Genomic DNA, 19,301 nt, shown 5'->3' with positions numbered 1-19,301 from the left:
TCTTGGATCAAGAAGACCATAGATTAGATACCTGCCAACATGTGGCTCTTATAACTCATCACTATCAAAATATTTAGATTTTAATTCATTCAGCCTTTCTTCTTCGAAAGAGGATAAACCTTGGGCGTCAAACAATGCCTCTCCATCAGGACCATCTAATCTTGTTACTTCGATAGTCAAAATTGCGTCACTTCTTTCCTCTAAATCGCCCCATTCACTATAAGGGTTTGGAGCAAGACTCCAAGACTGCTCCTCACCAGGTTCCAAGCCACCAGAAATGCTATAATTAAATTCTTCAACCAGCCAAGGAACTTGTCTTTCTGGAGTGGCGTAAGTCCCTTTAAAGTATGCCCGTGAAATAGCATATTCGGTATTATTTCTGACTGTCAATTCAATTACAGGTTGGTCTCTAAATGTATCTTCCTGTTTATAAAATCTTGAACGTGATACCTCAAAATTTGATAATTCTTGTTTAGCTAAATCTGCCTCTTTCTTTTTTTCTTCCAATTCTTGGATTTCTTCTAAAGCCTGCCTTCTTTGCTCCCTTTCTAACTCTGTTCTTAGTTCTTCTGCTTTGGTAATAATTTCAGATGCAGATTTACCATCAATTTCATCTTTTACCTGATTAAGATAATCTTCAACAAGCTGGTCTGGGTTCATATCTGATTGCAAAATATTCCCAAAATCAAGGTTTTGCATAGCAATGAACATAAGCGATTCTTCAAACTCTTTTTGTTTCTCTGCATCTAAACTTTGTTTAACATCTTCAATTGAAGATTTAAGTTGTTCCTCCGATGACCCGTCAATTTTGGGATCTGCACATCCAAATAGAAAAAGAATCATAAGGATTGTGTAAAACTGCTTCATGATGAACCCCGTTTTAGTTTAGATTAGAATTTTATTTCTGGCTGTATAACATAATATTATCCGAACAAGGGCATTGTTAGGGCGAACGAGCTGGAACCGCCTTTATCTCCTTGTTGTTCGTATAATGTGAATTTTGGGAGGCGATACGAACCGTCGTTCGCCTAAACGGTTCGTATAACATCCTCTTAAGTCCCCCTAAGATAATACCTTAAGTCTTTATTTCAACTTTAAACGATCCCGAATAACTGCCTGGCGGTTGCAGTGGTTCTTTCGTCGACCTCCTGAAGGCTCAGTCCAAAGATCTCGGCTAACTTTTCAGCCGTATATTTCATAAAGGCGGGCTCATTGCGCTTACCCCGTTTTGGGGTGGGCGACAAATACGGAGCATCGGTTTCCAGGATCATCTTGTCCAGTGGCAGCTGTGCTACGGTCTTATCAACCCCTCCATTTTTAAAGGTCAGCACGCCCCCAATGCCGAGGTGAAGTCCCATGTCAATGGCTCGCCTGCCTTCCTCTACCGTTCCGTTAAAGCAGTGCCAGATCCCGGTCAGGTTCCCATCCTGCTCTGCCTCGATCAGATCGAGCATATCATCCGTACTTTCCCGGTTATGGATAATGATCGGTTTCCCGACGGCTTTGGCTACCTTGCAGTGAATTCTGAGACTTTCTTTTTGCTGCTCTACCCGGTCCGTACTCCAGTAGTAATCCAGGCCTGTTTCACCCACTCCGTAGAAGTCCTCACGGGAACAAAATTCCATGAGTTTTTCTTCCAGCTCATCAGGTAGTTGTTCCGGCACATCACAGGGATGAATACCTGCCATCTTGTAAAAGCTAAGTCCCGGATGCTCCAGTTTTTCCATTTTTGGGATGGAATCAAAGTCTATAGCCGGCAAAAAGATCCCGGTCACCCCGGCCTCCACGGCTCGTTCGTTCACCGCCTCCCGGTCTTCATCAAATTTATCCAGGTACAAATGCGAATGCGTATCTATCATTTTTCAGTAAACAGTTACAGTTACAGTTACAGTTAGCAGTTAGCAGTTAGCAGTGGGAAACCCAAACACCTTGAACCTTGCCCCTAAAACCTACTTCCCAAAATACAGCCCCAGATGCTCTACGGGCGACCTTACCACTGATCCTACCTCGATGCCCATTTGCTTACAAGTCGATCTTAGTTCCGATTCAAAGACGGAGGCCACGGATCCCACAAAACCCATTTCCCGGGTTGCAACTTTCTTCGGAAAATGCTCTTTCACTTTGGTCAGATAGGCCTCGAATCCATCATGGATGATCTGCTGAATTTGCGGGTAATGCGACTTTGGTCCCATGACCTTACAGATCTCGGCTGCAAACAGTTTGGCCTCGCGGTTCTTTTTGAACATCAGTGTCATCTTCTCAATATCTTCTTCTACATGGTGGTCCAGATAAGACCTCAGGTCACTGTTCAGCGTACCGGCCGCGTACAATTTCATGATCCTCTTGCCGATATAGCTTCCGCTTCCCTCATCCCCATCCGGAAATCCAACCGACGGCATCTGCTTCATCACCTTGCCGTTTTCAAAATAAGCCGCACTCGATCCGGTTCCCAAAATACCCACCAGTCCTGATCGATCACCAAAGAGAGCAATACCGGCAGCATCCAGATCCGTAGCCACATGGATCTCAGCAAATTCAAATACCTCTCTCAGATACTGCTCCACCTCTCGCTTCTTTTCGGGGGAACCGCATCCGGAACCGAAAAAACGTATATCCTCAACTGATCGCCCTAACAGATTGGGCTTCAATTCTTTGATAAGCACCCTCAAAAACTCTCCGGATGTAATAAGATGAGGATTAAGTCCTTCTGTCTGAATGAATTGAGGGGTTCCCTCCCCAAGCAGCACCCAGTCTGTTTTCGACGCTCCACTATCTGCAATTAATCGGTTCATACCTAATGGTACATAATTTTCACGATCAGGGTTCTTTAAAAAAAGAAAATCTTTTTTGCAGTGAACAGTGAACAGTTTTCAGTAAGCAGTTATCAGTAAACAGTGGGCAGTGGAAAATCCTAACACCTAACACCTAACACCTAACACCTAACACCTAACACCTTGAACCTTGCACCTAATTCCTTGCACCTACTCTCTCTCCTCCCTATCATCCAACCGAACCAAATTTACCTACGCATGAGCCTGACCTACACCAACTATCTCAAGATCGACGAACTGACTGAACTGCAGGAATATAAGTCGGACCCACCCGAGCATGACGAGATGCTGTTTATTATCATCCATCAAACCTATGAACTCTGGTTTAAACAGATCCTTCATGAATTTGGCAAGCTTCGCAAAGACCTTGAAGCCGGCAACACCTGGGGAGCCGTCAAAACCATGCGACGTGTACTGACCATCCTGAAGACCATGGTGTCGCAGATCGATATCCTGGAAACCATGACGCCCCTTGAGTTCAACAGCTTCCGGAAATTCTTGGGCCAATCATCCGGATTTCAATCACTGCAATTCCGCGAAATGGAGATCGTATGCGGACTCCGATTTCCGCTCATGAAAGAAGCACATAAGGATCAACCCAAGCATATCGAAGTACTGGAAGAACGTATGGAGGAATCAACCTTATGGGAAAGTTTCTGTGCCTATTTACGCACCCGGGGGCATGACCTCCACCCTCAAAGAGTTAATGAAAAAGGATTGATCCACGAACCTAATGAAAAGCATCAGAAGATCCTGGTGGATGCCATGCAAAATGATCCTGAAGGCGCCATGATGGCCGAGCTGTTTGTGGATTACGATGAGGGCCTTCAGGAATGGCGCTACCGTCATGTTAAAATGGTAGAACGAACCATTGGCACCAAAAAAGGGACCGGCGGATCGGATGGAGCAAAATACCTTCACAAAACCCTGAATAATCCCATTTTTCCTGATCTTTGGGCTATCAGATCACAGTTTTAATTTCATTGTTTCAGGGCATAAATTTCAGTTACACATTGTGTTTCAGCCTTATTAATTTTTGGAAAAGATTATTTTGCTAACAAAACAGGGGTACTATCATGAACTGTCCGAATTGCGGTGATCAGCCTGTTGGCTTCATGGGAACGTTCTATTTGAGAGGGGCCGGCTTCAAAAAAGCTCTTCAGGGTTTTTTCAGATGCCGGTATTGTGACGCACTTTTGATTCAGAAAAAAAACGAGGCAGGATTTCCTCAATTTCAAAAACCATTCTGGGGCGTCTATTCCCTTTTCATTCTTGGATTGCTGGGAATTACCTGGGCCATTTTCTACTATCTCGAAAGCATGATTGGCTCTGAGCCTGTTTGGTTCACAGTACCGATTCTTCTAATTCTTTTCTCAGTACTTTTTGTGATCATGGATCGGATAAGGGCACGTTACTGGATCCTCGAGGAAACTACCTTTGAAGAATTTGAGAATGAAATTAGATCTCAAAAACTCTCTACCAAAGATGTCATCGCTTTTCTGATTTTTGGGGTTTTGGCTATTTCAACCTTTCTGTTTTTAGATGATCTTGTTGAAAACTTAGACCTCAGTCCTACTGCTTACACCCTGTCAGCTATCGTCTATTTTATGGTGATCACAGTCATGGCTTTTGGATTGATGAAATATCTGTCTGACAGCAATTCCAGTGCAAAAGAATGAAATAGCCCCCCTGCATGTTAGCCTGATTCTTTTTAGGCAATAAGCCGTAGGAAACTTATTTTCAGACCCGCAAAGAATCACCAAATTACTATTCATGTCAGGTATTGATCATTTAGCCAAAAAACTCGCTCCCCACTACTCACGATTTAATGTAGCCAACCGGCTCCTGTTTACCGGTCACTCTCATCAGGCCTGGCCCGATGTAGCCCGTGAGGGTCAAACCGAATATTTTGACGTTTGTGCCCGCGATGTGGACAACAAATGGGGAGCCGCTTTTGAGAAAACCGAGATCCTCCGAAATTACCTTCGTGATTTTTATGATGATCCGGATGGATTTTACTGCCGCGAGGAGAGTACGCATGTCCTATTCGTTAGCTGGATGAGTAGTCTGAACCTGAAAAATAAGCCCAAGATCATCTCCACTGATGGAGAATTTCACTCCCTGTTCAGACAGCTGCACCGGCTCGAGGAAGAAGGCCTTGAATTTGTTCAGGTTCCGGTTCAACCCGATGACACCTTTGCAGAACGCATTATCGAGGAAATGGATGACCGCACCTCGGCAGTGATGCTCTCCCGCGTGTACTTTGAAACCTCATTGATCAACACACACCTGACCGAGATAGCCGCAGCCGCACGAAAGAATGGAATTCCCGTTCTGATCGATGATTACCATGGTACCAATGTGGTTCCACTTTCCATACGCGAAGCCGGTCTTGAGGATTGTTTTATCCTGATCGGTGGATACAAGTATCTGCAATGGGGCGAGGCCAACTGTTTCCTGCGCTTTCCCAGAGATTGTGACTACCGGCCGGCCATCACCGGATGGTTTGCCTCCTTCAGCACGCTTGATAAACCGCGAACCAATGAACCGGTAGAATATGATCATGACAATCAGCGATTTGCCAGTGGCACCTATGATCCATCTTCTCAGTTCAGGGCGGCAAAAGTGGTTGAATTTTTCCGGGAGATGGGACTCACCCCCGAGGTACTACGTGAACAATACAAGGCACAGGTAAGCCTGCTTCGTGACACTTTCAAAAGCAAAAATTTCGATCCGGCTCTCATTCGGCTCACCCATGAAAAGCCTTTGGACCTAAATGGAGGGTTCCTTTCACTCACCTCCCCTAAAGCCCGTGAGATCCGCGCAGCCCTCATGGAAAATGAGGTGTTCACAGACGCCCGCGGCGAGATCCTCAGATTTGGTCCGGCCCCCTATATCACGACCGATCAGATCCAAAAAGCCATGGATAAGCTGGAAGAAGTTATCAACTCAAACTGAACGAGATTCACACCCTTATCAAAAAAATACTGTAGTTTCTGAACTACGTTCAGTTGTCTGTTTATAGCAGATCATAAAATTTTTTGTGTAAGGATTTCGATTTTCAGCCCTCTTACTTAACAGTCGGGTTCTCAAAACCGACTCTGAGAATAGATCAACACAATGTTTGTCTATTACATATATTGAACATATATTCAAATCAACTGAAATCGGGGTGACACAGATCGTCACTCCGGCAGTGTATATTGGCAGCCACAGGTTTAAAGAACGTTACATTGATAGTGAAAGGCCGCTGAGCAGGGCCTAATGATTTACAGACTACACGGATTTTTAATAACAAAACACACAGGTAAACATTATGAGTAAAGACGACAGAGTCAAAGCCCTGGATATAGCCGTCGGGCAGATCGAAAAACAGCATGGTAAAGGAACCATAATGAAGCTCGGCGCCGAAGCCGTGCAGGATATTGATGTGATCTCAACCGGATCCATTATGGTTGATTATGCCCTTGGCGTGCAGGGAATTCCACGTGGTCGGGTAACAGAAATTTATGGTCCGGAAGCGAGTGGTAAAACCACCCTTGCCCTTCAGGTGATCGCCGAGGCTCAAAAAGCCGGCGGGTATGCGGCCTTTATCGATGCAGAGCATGCTTTTGATCCGCGCTACGCAAAGGCACTGGGTATTAACGTAGAAGAACTGCTGGTTTCACAGCCCGATAACGGTGAGCAGGCCCTTGAGATCACCGAAACTCTGATACGCTCCGGTGCCCTGGATGTGGTGGTGGTCGATTCCGTTGCGGCTTTGGTACCCCGCGCTGAGCTGGAAGGTGAAATGGGTGATTCGCACATGGGGCTGCAGGCACGCCTGATGTCTCAGGCCATGCGTAAGATCACCGGTATCATCAATAAAAGCCGGACGGCCTGTATCTTCATTAATCAGGTTCGTGAAAAGATCGGTGTGATGTTCGGAAATCCGGAAACCACTACCGGTGGTCGCGCTCTGAAGTTCTATTCTTCCGTTCGGCTGGATATTCGCAGAATCGGTTCTATCAAAAAAGGCGATGATGTGATCGGTAACCGCACCAAGGTAAAAGTTGCCAAGAATAAGGTGGCTCCCCCCTTCAAAGTGGTTGAATTCAATATCATGTACGGTAAGGGCATATCAAGGATATCAGAAGTGCTTGATCTGGCAGTGGAGTATGACATTATTGAGAAGCGCGGAAGCTGGTTCCGTTACGACGGTGAACCGATCGGACAGGGTTCCGATGCAGCTATGCAATTCCTCGAGGAAGATCCTGAACTGACCAAGAAGATCGAAACCAGTGTTCGCAAGAAGCTAATGGGAATTGAGGAAGAAGAGCCTGAAAAGGATAAGAAGGAAAAAGAAGCGGTTGAAGAAAAAGGATAAATACCAACGGTATTCGGAAGAAGCCCTTGAGCTTCTTCCGGCTCCTGTTTCTGAGATCCAGGTTCAAAAAAAGAACGCAACCCGTTTCTCACTCTTCGTCCAAAACCAGTTTCTGATCGGGGTTTCAGAAGCGACTCTTACTCAGCTTGATCTCAGAAAAGGCACGCTCATAACCCGTGAGCTTCTTTCCCGGATCGAAACATCTGAAGAACGCTGGGCTGCAAGGGAATACTTTTTCAGGATACTTTCCAGACGCGATCATTCCCGAAAAGAACTCAAGGACAAAGCCTATAAAAAGGGTTATTCGGGCAGCTACATCGATGAAATCCTTGATGAATTCGAGGAAAAGGAATATATAGATGATCGAAAGTTTGCCCTGAAATACACGGCCGATAAGTTTGAATTCAACGATTGGGGGCCTTATAAGATCCGAACACAGTTATTCAAAAAGGGGATATCGAAAGGTGTTGTTGAGGAGTGTATCAGGAAGTGCTTTGCCGCTGAGGATATCAGGGAAAGCATGGTTACCCTGATCCGGAAAAAGAAGAAACGGTATCAACGTGAGCCCAAGGAAAAAAGAAAGAAAAAGATATTCGACTTTTTACTGAGAAAAGGGTACGATTCAGACCATATTTTCAAACACATAGACGAACTATTAATGATCATTGATCAATGAAGAATATCACACTGGACAAAGTGGTTAAATTTATCATCGGGCTATCGGCGGTTGTCGTTAGCCTTATGATCGTGTATAACTACTCCAACCTTGTGATCTTTCTGGTTCTGGCTATGATCCTGAGCTACGTGCTTGATCCATTTGTGAACCGTTTGCAGGCATCCGGTGTGAACCGAACTCTCGGGGTTACCCTGGTTCTCTTTACCGTGGTACTTATTCTCGGGTTTATCTCTACCAGTGTGATCCCGATCATTGCCAACCAAATGGCTGAATTAGCTACACAACTCAGTCTCGAAAATATCCGGCAGATCTCCGTCCGTATCGAAAACCAATTTCTGGATAAATTCGAATTTCTCCCTGAAGGCTTTTTGGAAGACAACATCACGGCGATTGCCAACGACCTTTTTGATGTGAATCAGATCTCCACTATCATTGGTGATGCTCTTGGCATCTTTACCAATATCTTTTCTGCTGTGTTGGTGGTTCCCTTTGCCGCATTTTTCTTTTTGAAAGATGGAAGCAAGATCCGGCGTGATCTTCTTCGACTTGTACCTAACAAGTATTTTGAAACCTCACTCACAGTGATCGATAAGATCGAGAACCGCCTGGGATTATATTTCCGAAGTGTGTTACTCCAAAGTTTTCTGGTAGCCCTTTCGTCGTGGGCATTTTTGAGCATTGCGGGCCTGGGTAATTCGATGTCAGTGGGTATCGCGGTCGGTCTTGCCAATACCATCCCCTACTTTGGACCGATACTGGGTTATGTACTCTCTGTGATCGTTTCCATTATTGAAACCGGTAATTTTTCTTTGGTTGCAGCCTGCATGCTGGCTATTCTGATCGTTCAGCTTCTGGATAACCTGGTGTTTCAACCCATGCTCTTCTCAAGATCTGCGGATATGCACCCCGTGGCCATTTTGTTCATCATTCTGGTGGGTGCCGAAACTGCAGGTATTCTCGGTATGTTGATCGCAATTCCCCTGGCTACAGTCATTAAGATCGCCATTACGCAGATCAACTGGAGCTTCAATAATTATCAGATCTTCCGGAAAGAAGCGGGGCCGCCCTCCGGGTAGAAATTCTTGCAGATTTCTTCTTCATCGTAGCTAAACATTTCCTATCTTTTCTGCCCTACCAGGCACCCTTAAAACCATTTTAACTTTTGAAAGGACTCGTTGTTTTTGCGTCCGGCTCGGGCACTAACTTTCAGTCGCTTATTGATGCAATTGAAAAGGGTGAACTATCTGCAAAAATCAATGGACTCATCACCGATAAACCTGATATCGGTTCAATTCGCCGGGCTTCTGATCACGACATCCCTTACAAGGTCATTGTTCCTTCCTCTTTTGAACATGAATCTGAATTTGCAGAGGCTCTGTTGGAACAACTCAAGACCTGGAATACCGACCTGATCATTCTGGCCGGTTATCTGAAAAAGATCCCATCAAAGGTCATTGAGAATTATGAGAACCGGATCCTTAATATTCATCCCTCTTTGCTCCCAAAATATGGCGGCAAAGGGTTTTACGGCTTGAATGTGCACATAGCTGTGATCGAAGATCAGGAACCTGTTTCCGGGTGTACGGTACATCTGGTGAATGAAGAATTTGATAAAGGACCGATCCTAGCTCAAACGGAGGTCCCGGTTCACCCCGATGATACACCCGAAAGTCTGGCAGCCCGTATTTTAAAAAAGGAACACAAACTGTTCCCTGCCACCATACAAAAATATATTCGCAAACTACCCAACACCTAACCTGAAATACAATATACCCGTGTCACTCAAGCCTCTTTCTTCCCTCCCAACCACTCCTCTTACCATAAAACGTGCCCTCATCTCGGTTTCAGATAAAACAGGTCTGCCAAAACTGGCAAAAGTTTTGCATGCATCCGGTGTGGAGATCATTTCAACCGGAGGAACCGCGAAGGTCATCAAAGCAGAGGGAATTCCGGTAAAGGATGTGTCTGAGATCACAGGATTCGAAGAATGCCTGGATGGTCGTGTTAAAACCCTGCACCCTATGATGCACGGTGGAATTCTGGCGCGCACATCCCACAAGCCTGACGTTGAGGAGATCGATAAACTGGGTATCACCCCCATAGAACTTGTGGTAGTTAATCTGTACCCTTTTAAAGATAAAGTGGCTGAACCGGAAGTAACTGAAGCCGAAGCTACAGAATTCATTGACATTGGCGGCCCAACCATGATAAGAGCGGCGGCCAAGAATTTTGCACACGTTGCCATTTTAAGCTCGCCATCACAGTATGCCGGTTTTACAGAAGAACTGGAGGAGAAAATGGCGATCTCCATTGAAAGCCGAAGAAAACTGGCAAAGGATGCCTTTGCCCACACGGCAGATTACGACGCGGCAATCACCAACTATTTTACAGACCTGATCGACGAGGAACCGGCCAAACAAATTAATATCTCACTGCCGCTTTCTCAGGAGCTGAGGTACGGGGAAAATCCCCACCAAAAAGCTGCCGTTTATGGAGATCAGGACTCATTCATTGACTGTTTTCACGGAAAACAGCTCAGTTACAACAACTATCTGGATGTCGATTCTGCTCTGAATATAATCTCTGATTTCACGGATGAGGAAAAGGCTTGTGCCATCATCAAACATACGATCCCATCCGGAGTCGGGGTTGGTGAATCGCTGAGATCAGCTTACGAAAAAGCGTTCAGTACCGATCGTGTTTCCCCATTTGGTGGCATTGTAGTGGTGAATCAGGAACTGGACCTGGATACCGCTAAAGCTATCGACGAGATCTTCACAGAGATCATTATTGCTCCATCCTTCAGTGAGGAATCGCTCGAACTTCTGACGCAGAAAAAAAATCGCCGATTAATTCGGATCAAAATGTCGGTTAGTGAAGTACAAGGCTCGTCTTTCAGATCCATATTTGGAGGTTTACTGCATCAACAGGCAGATCTGTTGCCGGCCGATCCCAAAGAGTTTGAGGTGGTTACCAACAGAAAACCAACGGAGCAGGAGATGAAAGATCTATTATTTTCCTGGAAAGTGGTTCGTCACATTAAATCGAATGCTATTGTATATGCCAAAGATGGGCGAACATTAGGCATAGGTTCAGGGCAAACGAGTCGTGTTGATTCGTCAGAGATCGCAGTGGCAAAAGCCGCAAAGGAAGGATTGAGCCTGTCGGGATCGGCTATCGCTTCCGATGCTTTTTTCCCCTTTGCAGACGGTGTTGAAGCCGCTGCCAAAGCCGGAGCGACTGCAGTCATTCAGCCCGGAGGCAGTATCAGGGATGAGGAAGTGATCGCCAAAGCCAACGAATTTGATATGGCTATGGTGCTAACCGGTAAACGTCATTTCAGGCATTGAGTTAGCAAAATCAGATAACATTCGATCAATTTGAAAATTTCTGAATTTTAGGTTTTTATACATTCGCAAATACACATTCATTATTGTATTTTCTTTTTCATCTATTATCCCAACGCACAAATATCTTAACGGTCAAAAATGTCAGATTCCCGCGAAGTAAACACTTCAGAAAACAGTAAAAAACAACCTCAGAAAAAAGGTTTCTTCGATTTTCTTTATACAGATATCGCCATGGATCTTGGGACTGCCAATACCCTGATCTATTCAAGAGGTGAAGGTATCGTTTTAAACGAACCATCTATCGTTGCACTGAATCAGCAGAATGTTCCGGTTGCCACCGGCCATGAAGCCCGGTTGATGCACGAGAAAACGCACAGTAAAATACGTACCGTACGTCCTTTGAGAGATGGTGTGATCGCTGATTTTGAAGTGGCCGAGCAGATGATCCGCGGGATGATCAAAAAGGTGAAAATGAAATGGTACTCAACCACCCGCCAAATGGTAATTTGTGTGCCAAGCGGGATCACCGAAGTTGAACGCCGCGCCGTACGTGACAGTGCTGAGCACGCCGGAGCCAAGGAAGTCTACCTGGTGGACGAACCCATGGCTGCCGCTATCGGAATTGGTCTTGATGTACACGAGCCGGTGGGAAGTATGATCGTTGATATTGGAGGCGGGACCACTGAGATCGCTGTTATTGCACTCTCAGGTGTGGTTTATGCACAATCGGTACGTTTAGGTGGAGATGAACTGAATGATGATATCATTAACTATTTCAGACGAAACCATAACCTGCTGATCGGTGAGCGAACCGCTGAGAAAATTAAATGTGATATTGGTTCAGCGGCTCCACTTGATGAAGAACTTGAGATGATCACCAAAGGTCGTGACCTGGTGAATGGCGTTCCAAGAACCCGACACATTACTTCAAAGGATGCAAGGGAAGCCATCGCAGAATCTGTGAATACTATTGTGGAATCGATCACCAAATCACTTGAGCAAACCCCTCCTGAACTATCCGCTGATATCCTTGACAGAGGTATTATGCTGACCGGTGGCGGTGCTTTGCTTAAAAATCTGGATAAACTGATCATGGAGACTACCGATCTTCCTGTTCATATTGCCGAAGATCCTCTTACTGCCGTTGTACGAGGGACCGGTGCCATACTTGAAAATCTTGAATATTACCGCCCGGTAATTTCATAACATCCCCATAATGAATGCGACTTAGATCGTTAAAACTAAGTGATGCCAAGGATTACATAATAACTGCCCTGCTCCTGATCTTCGCCTTTGCACTGGCAATCAGCAGACATCAGGGTGGTATAGATACGCTGCGTACCGTTTCGGTGACATCATTAAGTTTACTTGAAGAGCCCCTGGCCAATATCCGGATCTACCGACAGGCTCTGAATACCAATACCTACTTACAGCGGCAGAATATCCTGCTACAGGATGAGTTAAGTCGCCTGCGTGCTATTCAACAGGAAAATGAAGAGCTACGGAATTTACTTGGTTATCAATACCGCAGCGATTTTGATCTACAACCGGTTCTGATTGTCAGTAAACAATTGAATGGGTTCAACAATATACTGACGGTAGATGCCGGTACTGATGATGGTCTGAAAGAAGGCATGCCCCTGGTTACATCCGATGGACTGCTTGGGAAGATCGTTCTGGCCGGTTCCAACTATTCTCAGGTGATGCCCTACTATAATTCACTGTTTCGGGTGAGTGCCCGCATTCAGGAAAATCAGGCCAACGGTATTGTTAGCTGGACCCGCGAACCCTTTGGTGACCTGATCATGGAATTTGTCCCCAAAACAATTCCGGTTGATTCAGGGTATGTGATCGAAACTTCGGGCAGCAGCAATCAATTTCCACCGGGTATTCCAATTGGCCGGGTTATCAGAACGGAGCCGGAACAGGGACAGCAGACGCAACGGATCTACCTGGAGCCCTATGCGAGCCTGACTGATGTGGCACAGGGTTTTATTATTAAATTTGAACCCGATTCCAGCATCAAAGTTTTGCAGGAAATGTATAATCAACTGTTTGAATGAATAAAGAGACCATAAAAGATCTTTTAGTTGGTTTAAGCTTTGTGATCGTTGAAGTTCTTATTTTTCAACATCTGAGCTTTTTTGGAGCAACCCCCGATCCATTGCTGATCTACCTGCTATGGCTTTCCATGAAATATGAACGCCTTCAAATTGTGATCATCACAGCCGTGCTTGCCTTCTTTCAGGATGCATTATTTGATTTTTGGGGACTCAATATGTTTTCCAAGATCCTTTTGATGTTCTTTGCCTACAATTTTCTTAACCGGCAAAGGGAGAGTCGTCTGTTGGTGTGGCAAGTCTTTATAGTGATCCTTGTGACTGCAGGTTTACACAACCTTGTCTTCCTGGGTTTAAGCAGTTTTATTGAAGCCTACAGCTCAGGCATTTCACCCATAATTTTCCTTCTCCTCAGTAGTTTATATACCGCAACACTGGGAGCCATGCTATTCATTTTCAAAGGTAACTAACTGACTGATGTCAATATCTCAATCAAATAGAACAAGGACGTCCATCCGTGCCCTGCAGGTCATTATGATCGGCATGATGCTGGTCGTATTGGGACGGGTGTTCTATCTGCAGATCATTGAATATGATGTTTATGCAGCCCTTGGGCAGGAGAATTCGGTCAGGCAGGAATATGTGGATGCCGCCAGGGGTTTGATATATGATAGAGATGGAAGGCTTATTGTAGATAATGAACCCATATACTCCATCACGATCACCCCTTCCCTTTTTGATAATGATAAACTACCTCTTCTTGCTGATATCCTGAATGTATCCGATTCTCTGCTGACAGCCAGGGTTCAGGAAGCGCAGCGATATTCGTGGTACAGAACCTCCAGGCTCATCACAGAGATCGATTTTGATCGGTTTTCTGCCATTCAGGAAAACCTCTGGCAATTGCCGGGTATTGGCCATCAGATCGAAAGTAAGCGACATTACCCGACAGATATAAACGGTTCGCATCTATTTGGATACCTTCGGGAAGCAAGTGAGGCAGAGTACCAGAATTCTGACCGCCTCAAACTTGGAGATAAGGTCGGCAAAAGTGGCCTCGAGATGATCTATGAGGATACGTTGAGAGGTGATGACGGGGTCAAGTATCTCCGTGTAAATGCGTTGGGGCAGGCCATTTCAAATTTTGAAGACACGACTCTGTCTCAGCCTCCGGTTCAGGGAACCGATATCTACACTACCATCGATACTGAACTGCAGGTTCTGGCTGAGGAACTCATGGAAGGAAAAAAAGGAGCTTTGGTGGCTATGGATCCAAAGACCGGGGGAATTCTGGCCATGGTAAGTGCACCGGATTATGACCTGCAAAAACTAGCCGGAAGACTGGATACCGATTACTGGCAGGCTATCAATGCCGATACGCTGACACCGTTATACAACAGAGCTATTTCGGGCAGGCAGCCTCCCGGTTCAACCTTTAAGCCTATCATGGGACTTATTGGCCTGCATCTTGGATTCATAGACTCAACCACAACGGTCTATAATAGTGGAGCCTACATGAGAGGTCGGCCATACCGTGATACCGCCCCTATCGGGGACTATAACCTTGAAAAGGCCATTGCAAATTCAAGTAACACCTTCTTTTTCTCATTAATGGATCAGATCGCAACCAATGGATACCTCAATGAATGGAGTAGCCTGGTGAAGGACCTCGGCGTCGGTGTCTCAAATCCAATCGATCTACCCTATGCCTCAAATGGCATCGTGCCGGACAGTACCTACCTGAACCGGGTGTTTGGGGAAAACCGGTGGGGAGTTGGAGATATTATGAGCATGGGAATCGGACAGGGACTACTGTCACTTTCTCCCCTTCAGGTAGCCCAAATGACGAGCGTAATCGCAAACGGTGGTTACAGAGTCAAACCTCATATCGTTAAGGCATCCCGCATGCCAAGCGGCAGGGTCGTTGAAAAAAATCCTGAACTGCATCAGGTTGGATGGATCACAGACGAAAACCTTGGAGTAATCAAAGCAGGGATGAGAAAAGTGGTTTCAGAAGGTCCCAGCCGCTATTACACCAATAATCCTGAAGTTCCTACTGCCGGTAAAACAGGAACCGCACAGAATCCTCATGGAAGGGATCATGGGTGGTTTACCTCCTTTGCTCCCTATGATGACCCTCAGATCGTAGTCAGTGTTCTCATTGAAAATGGAGGTTATGGATCCATATCAGCCGCCCCGGTGGCAGCCGTGCTGATCGAAAAATATATTGAAGGTGAGATATCAAGAAATTATGTATATAACTACGTGTTGAATTTTGTATCTCGACCAACGGATTCGGAGTTGATAGACAATGAATAATGTAAGAGAATTTAGCTGGTCGGTATTTTTTACCTGGATGATCCTGGCTGTAATTGGACTGATCGCTATATACAGTGCCACTCAGGGACCCGTTTCTCAATTTCTTGCTGAGTACATTCAAGATAACTTCTTCAAGCAAGTGGTTTGGGTGATCGTTTCTTTATTTGCCCTTATCTCTATTCAGTTCATCTCCCCACGGGCCTTCATACAGTTGTCTTATCTCGCTTATGGGGTTGGGATCATATTGATGATCCTCACACTGATGTTTGGAACAGAAATTAACGGGGCAAAAAGCTGGCTCAGGATCGGTCCTGCTAACTTACAGCCCAGTGAGTTGATGAAGATTGCCACCATTTTAGCTGCGGCAAACTACCTCACCAGTCGTCGTGATATCTCCGCTGAGAACGTTCGATATGCTCTCACAGCAGTAGTTATTATTTTGATCCCTGCAAGCCTGGTGTTTATGCAAAATGATCTGGGAACTGCCCTGATATTCCTGTCACTTATTCCCGTCATGTTGTTTTGGTCGGGTTTGCCATATGGGGTTTCCTTGTTCATTATATCACCGGCCGTCATCGCTTATCTTGCGGTTATTGAGTGGTACTATGGGTTGGTAGCTGCCATACTTCTGACGGCTCTCATATTCTTTATACAACGCAGGGTCTGGTTAACGGTCACATCATTTGTGACCGGTTTCCTAACGGTGTCGGGTGTTCAGGTAGCCATGAATCAGCTTCTACAACCTCATCAGATAGCTCGTATTGCAGCATTCACGAATCCAAATTATGATCCAACCGGTGCCGGGTGGAATGTGATACAAGCTAAAACAGCCATTGGGTCGGGCGGACTTACCGGAAAAGGGTTTCTGGAAGGCACTCAGACCCAGCTTAAATTTCTGCCGGAGCAGTGGACCGATTTTATCTTTTGTGTGATCGGTGAAGAGTTTGGCTTTATCGGTTCAACCATAGTCATAATGACCTTTATATTTTTATTTATCAGGCTGTTAAACATGGCCGGCAATCACAAACATCCGTTTGCTCAGTTGGTAACGGTCAGCTTTACCTCTGTCTATTTTATTCACTTTTTTATAAATGTTGGAAGTGCTTCTGCTCTATTACCGGTCATTGGCTTGCCGCTTCCCTTCATCAGTTATGGTGGGTCCGCATTTTTAACCAATACTATCATGCTGGCTATTTGCCTGAACATGGACTTCCATAAACGGGAATTCAGTATCTATCGTTAGCTTTGCCTGAATGATCATTTTCTGATCTTCTCTGTCCCCAGGTTAAAAGTGGTTCTGTGATATTCAGTGTACCCATGTATTTTCAAGGCTTTTTTATGGGGTGCCGTTGGGTATCCTACATTCGAATCCCAGCCATATTCAGGATATGTATCATGCAGCTTTTTCATAAGATCATCCCGGTATACTTTTGCCAGGATTGAAGCGGCCGCTATACTCATCGACCGGTCATCTCCTTTGACCAAACACGTATGAGGTATCATGGAAGTGAGATATCGGTTACCATCCACCAACAAATAATCCGGTGAGGGATCGATGGCATCCACACATTTCTGCATAGTATGGAGTGAAGCCCACAAAATATTCAACTCATTGATCTCCTCGATGCTACCCTCCTGCACCGACCAACAAAGAGCTTCTTCCTTGATCCGCTCACTCAGTTCCATCCGCTCTTTCTCTCCGATCCCTTTACTGTCTCTTATTTCAGGGATATCCGTTCCTTTTTTAAAAACCACGCCAGCTGCAACTACCGGCCCCGCAAGGCACCCCCTACCCACTTCATCCAGCCCAATGATACGTTCAAATCCCTCCCGCCATAGCTGTCGCTCAAATTTTAATCTGTCACTCATTTAATTATTTAAATTCAGTTATGTTGATATCACTAAAAAACTCTTCCGATTGGAACTCATTTAGCATTGGAAGTATTTGATATAGAAAAGGAAAGATATGCATTTTAAATACTTTGAGTGGGACGAACGTTTTGCAAAAAGTTCAGGAAGATCACCATTCGACACATTATGGGATTTGTTCCAGCAATTGCTTACGATTTCAAGCGGAGATGTGAAACAAGCCCTCAGCTGGCTGACAGAACTTGATAAGGAATATAACATCACCGATCAGTTTGAAGACGGTTATTCGCTGGGTGATTTCATCGAAGAAATGCAGGAACGTGGCTACATTGATAATGACGGTCAGGGACAAGGTTTCCAAATGACCCGAAAGACTGAGCGAAGTTTAAGGAAGCGTTCACTAGAAGAGATCTTCAAGAATCTTGAAAAAGGTGGTTTGGGCAGTCATAAATCGCCGCATACGGGCAGAGGTCTTGAAAGACAACCTGAGACTCGGAAATGGACTCAGGGCGATGATATCGGGCAAATTGACAGTGTTGGTACTATGCTGAACATGCTCAATCATAGTTCCATTGACGCCTTCAACTTGCAGGAAGATGACCTGGAGGTGTACGAAACTGATCATTACACATCGGTAGCCACAGTCTTGCTGATCGACCTTAGTCACTCTATGATCCTTTATGGTGAGGACAGGATCACACCCGCCAAGAAAGTGGCCATGGCATTATCCGAGTTGATCATGAATAATTACGCCAAAGATTCTCTGGATATCGTAGCGTTTGGAAATAAAGCCTGGCAAATTTCAGTGGATGACCTTCCGTACCTGAAAGTGGGGCCCTATCACACAAATACCAAACAGGGCTTGGAAGTAGCCCGTCACATTCTTCAAAGAAAGAAATATGCCAACAAACAGATCTTTATGATTACTGATGGCAAGCCATCCTGTATGATAGAGAATGGTAAGTTTTACAAGAACAGCTTTGGGCTGGACCGTAAGATCGTGAATAAGGTATTGGATGAGGCAGTAAAGTGCCGGCGGGATCAGATAACCATTACCACCTTCATGATCGCGCAAGATCCTTACTTGCAGAGTTTTGTGCGAGAAATGACTGAGGCTAATAAAGGTAAGGCCTATTTTGCATCATTGGATAATCTGGGTGGCTATATCTTTGAGGACTATATTCAGAATCGCAAAAAGAACGTAAAATAAAAAAGGCCACTCAGATAGAGTAGCCTTATAATTATTCAAGGTGTTGAATTAATTATTCAAACACTCCCAGTTCCTGCATTACCGCATCAGTAATATCATAACGCTCCTGAAATTCCTGAGAAGCATACAGTATGATCTGATCACCATTACTTGTTGTAGTGTTCAAAACATATGTTAGCCCCATTTGTTCAGCAACGGCATTAATAGCTGTGCTAATTTGATTGAACATAGGACCTAACAGTTCCTGTTGTCTTTGCTGTATTTGTCTTTGAATATCTTGCTGAGCAATCTGAAAATCTTCCTGCAATTTGATCAGTTTATCCTGCTCTCTTTGGCTGGCTTCTTCTGAGATCACACCGATCTTTTGCTCAAACTCCTGCAGTGCAGTTTGGTATTCCTGCTGCTTTTGAGTCAGTTCTTCTCGTTTTTTATCTGAAAAATTCTGAAGTCTCTGCTGGATCGCTCTCATTTCAGGCATTTTGGCAAGTACGGCCTGGGGATTCACGTATCCGATCTTGGTTTCCTGTTGTGCTTTTGCTGTATTAACTGCTGAAATAGCAATAAATACAGAAAGTATAAGTAAGCTTAATTTCTTCATTAGTTTAGGTTCGGTTTTATCA

General features: G+C 45.0%; 19 protein-coding genes. 14 read left to right on the top strand and 5 right to left on the bottom strand.

What is annotated here, in order from left to right; genetic code table 11:
• Positions 1 to 48 precede the first annotated feature (48 nt).
• The 3 genes from C3B73_RS11295 to C3B73_RS11285 all read right to left on the bottom strand — a co-directional run bounded on the left by C3B73_RS11295 (position 49) and on the right by C3B73_RS11285 (position 2,792).
• Positions 49 to 867, bottom strand: a complete 819-nt coding sequence (locus C3B73_RS11295; RefSeq protein ID WP_103665702.1) for a DUF6694 family lipoprotein — start codon at positions 865 to 867, stop codon at positions 49 to 51.
• Between the two features lie 227 nt (positions 868 to 1,094).
• Positions 1,095 to 1,859: a TatD family hydrolase gene (locus C3B73_RS11290; RefSeq protein WP_103665701.1), complete on the bottom strand. Its 765-nt coding sequence runs from the start codon at positions 1,857 to 1,859 to the stop codon at positions 1,095 to 1,097.
• Positions 1,860 to 1,949: 90 nt separating this feature from the next.
• Complete coding sequence (locus C3B73_RS11285) at positions 1,950 to 2,792, bottom strand: hypothetical protein (RefSeq protein WP_103665700.1); 843 nt, start codon at positions 2,790 to 2,792, stop codon at positions 1,950 to 1,952.
• Positions 2,793 to 3,029: 237 nt separating this feature from the next.
• On the opposite strand from C3B73_RS11285, the gene C3B73_RS11280 reads away from it, so the two are divergent.
• The 13 genes from C3B73_RS11280 to rodA all read left to right on the top strand — a co-directional run bounded on the left by C3B73_RS11280 (position 3,030) and on the right by rodA (position 16,845).
• A complete protein-coding gene (locus C3B73_RS11280; RefSeq protein ID WP_103665699.1) occupies positions 3,030 to 3,809 on the top strand; it encodes a tryptophan 2,3-dioxygenase in 780 nt (259 codons plus the stop codon).
• Positions 3,810 to 3,907: 98 nt separating this feature from the next.
• Positions 3,908 to 4,510: a hypothetical protein gene (locus C3B73_RS11275; RefSeq protein ID WP_103665698.1), complete on the top strand. Its 603-nt coding sequence runs from the start codon at positions 3,908 to 3,910 to the stop codon at positions 4,508 to 4,510.
• Positions 4,511 to 4,604: 94 nt separating this feature from the next.
• The gene (locus C3B73_RS11270; protein WP_103665697.1) at positions 4,605 to 5,789 is read left to right on the top strand and encodes an aminotransferase class V-fold PLP-dependent enzyme; all 1,185 of its coding nucleotides are present in this window, start codon (positions 4,605 to 4,607) and stop codon (positions 5,787 to 5,789) included.
• 358 nt (positions 5,790 to 6,147) lie between these two features.
• On the top strand, positions 6,148 to 7,197 hold the full coding sequence (recA, locus tag C3B73_RS11265; RefSeq protein WP_103665696.1) for a recombinase RecA: 1,050 nt from the start codon (positions 6,148 to 6,150) through the stop codon (positions 7,195 to 7,197).
• Entirely contained in the window at positions 7,181 to 7,873 is a 693-nt protein-coding gene (locus C3B73_RS11260; protein ID WP_157939488.1) for a regulatory protein RecX, read from the top strand. Before recA ends, C3B73_RS11260 begins: the two co-directional genes overlap by 17 nt.
• Positions 7,870 to 8,949, top strand: coding sequence for an AI-2E family transporter (locus C3B73_RS11255; RefSeq protein ID WP_103665694.1), 1,080 nt, complete (start codon positions 7,870 to 7,872; stop codon positions 8,947 to 8,949). The genes C3B73_RS11260 and C3B73_RS11255 overlap by 4 nt, the downstream gene beginning before the upstream one ends.
• An 86-nt stretch (positions 8,950 to 9,035) precedes the next feature.
• Positions 9,036 to 9,629, top strand: a complete 594-nt coding sequence (gene purN, locus C3B73_RS11250; RefSeq protein ID WP_103665693.1) for a phosphoribosylglycinamide formyltransferase — start codon at positions 9,036 to 9,038, stop codon at positions 9,627 to 9,629.
• Positions 9,630 to 9,648: 19 nt separating this feature from the next.
• Entirely contained in the window at positions 9,649 to 11,223 is a 1,575-nt protein-coding gene (gene purH, locus C3B73_RS11245; RefSeq protein ID WP_103665692.1) for a bifunctional phosphoribosylaminoimidazolecarboxamide formyltransferase/IMP cyclohydrolase, read from the top strand.
• 138 nt (positions 11,224 to 11,361) lie between these two features.
• The gene (locus tag C3B73_RS11240) at positions 11,362 to 12,429 is read left to right on the top strand and encodes a rod shape-determining protein (protein ID WP_103665691.1); all 1,068 of its coding nucleotides are present in this window, start codon (positions 11,362 to 11,364) and stop codon (positions 12,427 to 12,429) included.
• 14 nt (positions 12,430 to 12,443) lie between these two features.
• Complete coding sequence (gene mreC, locus C3B73_RS11235) at positions 12,444 to 13,286, top strand: rod shape-determining protein MreC (protein ID WP_103665690.1); 843 nt, start codon at positions 12,444 to 12,446, stop codon at positions 13,284 to 13,286.
• Positions 13,283 to 13,753 (top strand): rod shape-determining protein MreD, encoded by a 471-nt coding sequence (gene mreD, locus C3B73_RS11230; RefSeq protein WP_103665689.1) that lies wholly within the window; start codon positions 13,283 to 13,285, stop codon positions 13,751 to 13,753. Before mreC ends, mreD begins: the two co-directional genes overlap by 4 nt.
• A 7-nt stretch (positions 13,754 to 13,760) precedes the next feature.
• The gene (mrdA, locus tag C3B73_RS11225; protein ID WP_232803171.1) at positions 13,761 to 15,602 is read left to right on the top strand and encodes a penicillin-binding protein 2; all 1,842 of its coding nucleotides are present in this window, start codon (positions 13,761 to 13,763) and stop codon (positions 15,600 to 15,602) included.
• A complete protein-coding gene (rodA, locus tag C3B73_RS11220) occupies positions 15,595 to 16,845 on the top strand; it encodes a rod shape-determining protein RodA (RefSeq protein WP_103665687.1) in 1,251 nt (416 codons plus the stop codon). The genes mrdA and rodA overlap by 8 nt, the downstream gene beginning before the upstream one ends.
• Positions 16,846 to 16,859: 14 nt before the next feature.
• Here rodA and C3B73_RS11215 read toward each other — a convergent pair whose 3' ends face one another.
• Complete coding sequence (locus C3B73_RS11215) at positions 16,860 to 17,471, bottom strand: ribonuclease HII (RefSeq protein ID WP_103665686.1); 612 nt, start codon at positions 17,469 to 17,471, stop codon at positions 16,860 to 16,862.
• Positions 17,472 to 17,568: 97 nt separating this feature from the next.
• Between C3B73_RS11215 and C3B73_RS11210 the strand changes: the two genes are divergently transcribed.
• On the top strand, positions 17,569 to 18,681 hold the full coding sequence (locus C3B73_RS11210) for a vWA domain-containing protein (RefSeq protein ID WP_103665685.1): 1,113 nt from the start codon (positions 17,569 to 17,571) through the stop codon (positions 18,679 to 18,681).
• Between the two features lie 52 nt (positions 18,682 to 18,733).
• Here C3B73_RS11210 and C3B73_RS11205 read toward each other — a convergent pair whose 3' ends face one another.
• Positions 18,734 to 19,279: an OmpH family outer membrane protein gene (locus C3B73_RS11205; protein ID WP_103665684.1), complete on the bottom strand. Its 546-nt coding sequence runs from the start codon at positions 19,277 to 19,279 to the stop codon at positions 18,734 to 18,736.
• Positions 19,280 to 19,301 lie beyond the last annotated feature (22 nt).

Origin of the sequence: Gracilimonas amylolytica, assembly GCF_002911695.1 — a bacterium.
Lineage (GTDB): Bacteria > Bacteroidota > Rhodothermia > Balneolales > Balneolaceae > Gracilimonas > Gracilimonas amylolytica.
The sequence above is the reverse complement of the archived record's forward strand: the minus strand, read 5'-3'. Positions and strand labels throughout refer to the sequence as shown.

Coding starts and splice junctions, on each gene's coding strand:
- C3B73_RS11295 (WP_103665702.1), bottom strand. CDS start 867: ATGAAGCAGTTTTACACAATCCTTATGATTCTTTTTCTATTTGGATGT.
- C3B73_RS11290 (WP_103665701.1), bottom strand. CDS start 1,859: ATGATAGATACGCATTCGCATTTGTACCTGGATAAATTTGATGAAGAC.
- C3B73_RS11285 (WP_103665700.1), bottom strand. CDS start 2,792: ATGAACCGATTAATTGCAGATAGTGGAGCGTCGAAAACAGACTGGGTG.
- C3B73_RS11280 (WP_103665699.1), top strand. CDS start 3,030: ATGAGCCTGACCTACACCAACTATCTCAAGATCGACGAACTGACTGAA.
- C3B73_RS11275 (WP_103665698.1), top strand. CDS start 3,908: ATGAACTGTCCGAATTGCGGTGATCAGCCTGTTGGCTTCATGGGAACG.
- C3B73_RS11270 (WP_103665697.1), top strand. CDS start 4,605: ATGTCAGGTATTGATCATTTAGCCAAAAAACTCGCTCCCCACTACTCA.
- recA (WP_103665696.1), top strand. CDS start 6,148: ATGAGTAAAGACGACAGAGTCAAAGCCCTGGATATAGCCGTCGGGCAG.
- C3B73_RS11255 (WP_103665694.1), top strand. CDS start 7,870: ATGAAGAATATCACACTGGACAAAGTGGTTAAATTTATCATCGGGCTA.
- C3B73_RS11240 (WP_103665691.1), top strand. CDS start 11,362: ATGTCAGATTCCCGCGAAGTAAACACTTCAGAAAACAGTAAAAAACAA.
- mreC (WP_103665690.1), top strand. CDS start 12,444: ATGCGACTTAGATCGTTAAAACTAAGTGATGCCAAGGATTACATAATA.
- mreD (WP_103665689.1), top strand. CDS start 13,283: ATGAATAAAGAGACCATAAAAGATCTTTTAGTTGGTTTAAGCTTTGTG.
- mrdA (WP_232803171.1), top strand. CDS start 13,761: ATGTCAATATCTCAATCAAATAGAACAAGGACGTCCATCCGTGCCCTG.
- rodA (WP_103665687.1), top strand. CDS start 15,595: ATGAATAATGTAAGAGAATTTAGCTGGTCGGTATTTTTTACCTGGATG.
- C3B73_RS11215 (WP_103665686.1), bottom strand. CDS start 17,471: ATGAGTGACAGATTAAAATTTGAGCGACAGCTATGGCGGGAGGGATTT.
- C3B73_RS11210 (WP_103665685.1), top strand. CDS start 17,569: ATGCATTTTAAATACTTTGAGTGGGACGAACGTTTTGCAAAAAGTTCA.
- C3B73_RS11205 (WP_103665684.1), bottom strand. CDS start 19,279: ATGAAGAAATTAAGCTTACTTATACTTTCTGTATTTATTGCTATTTCA.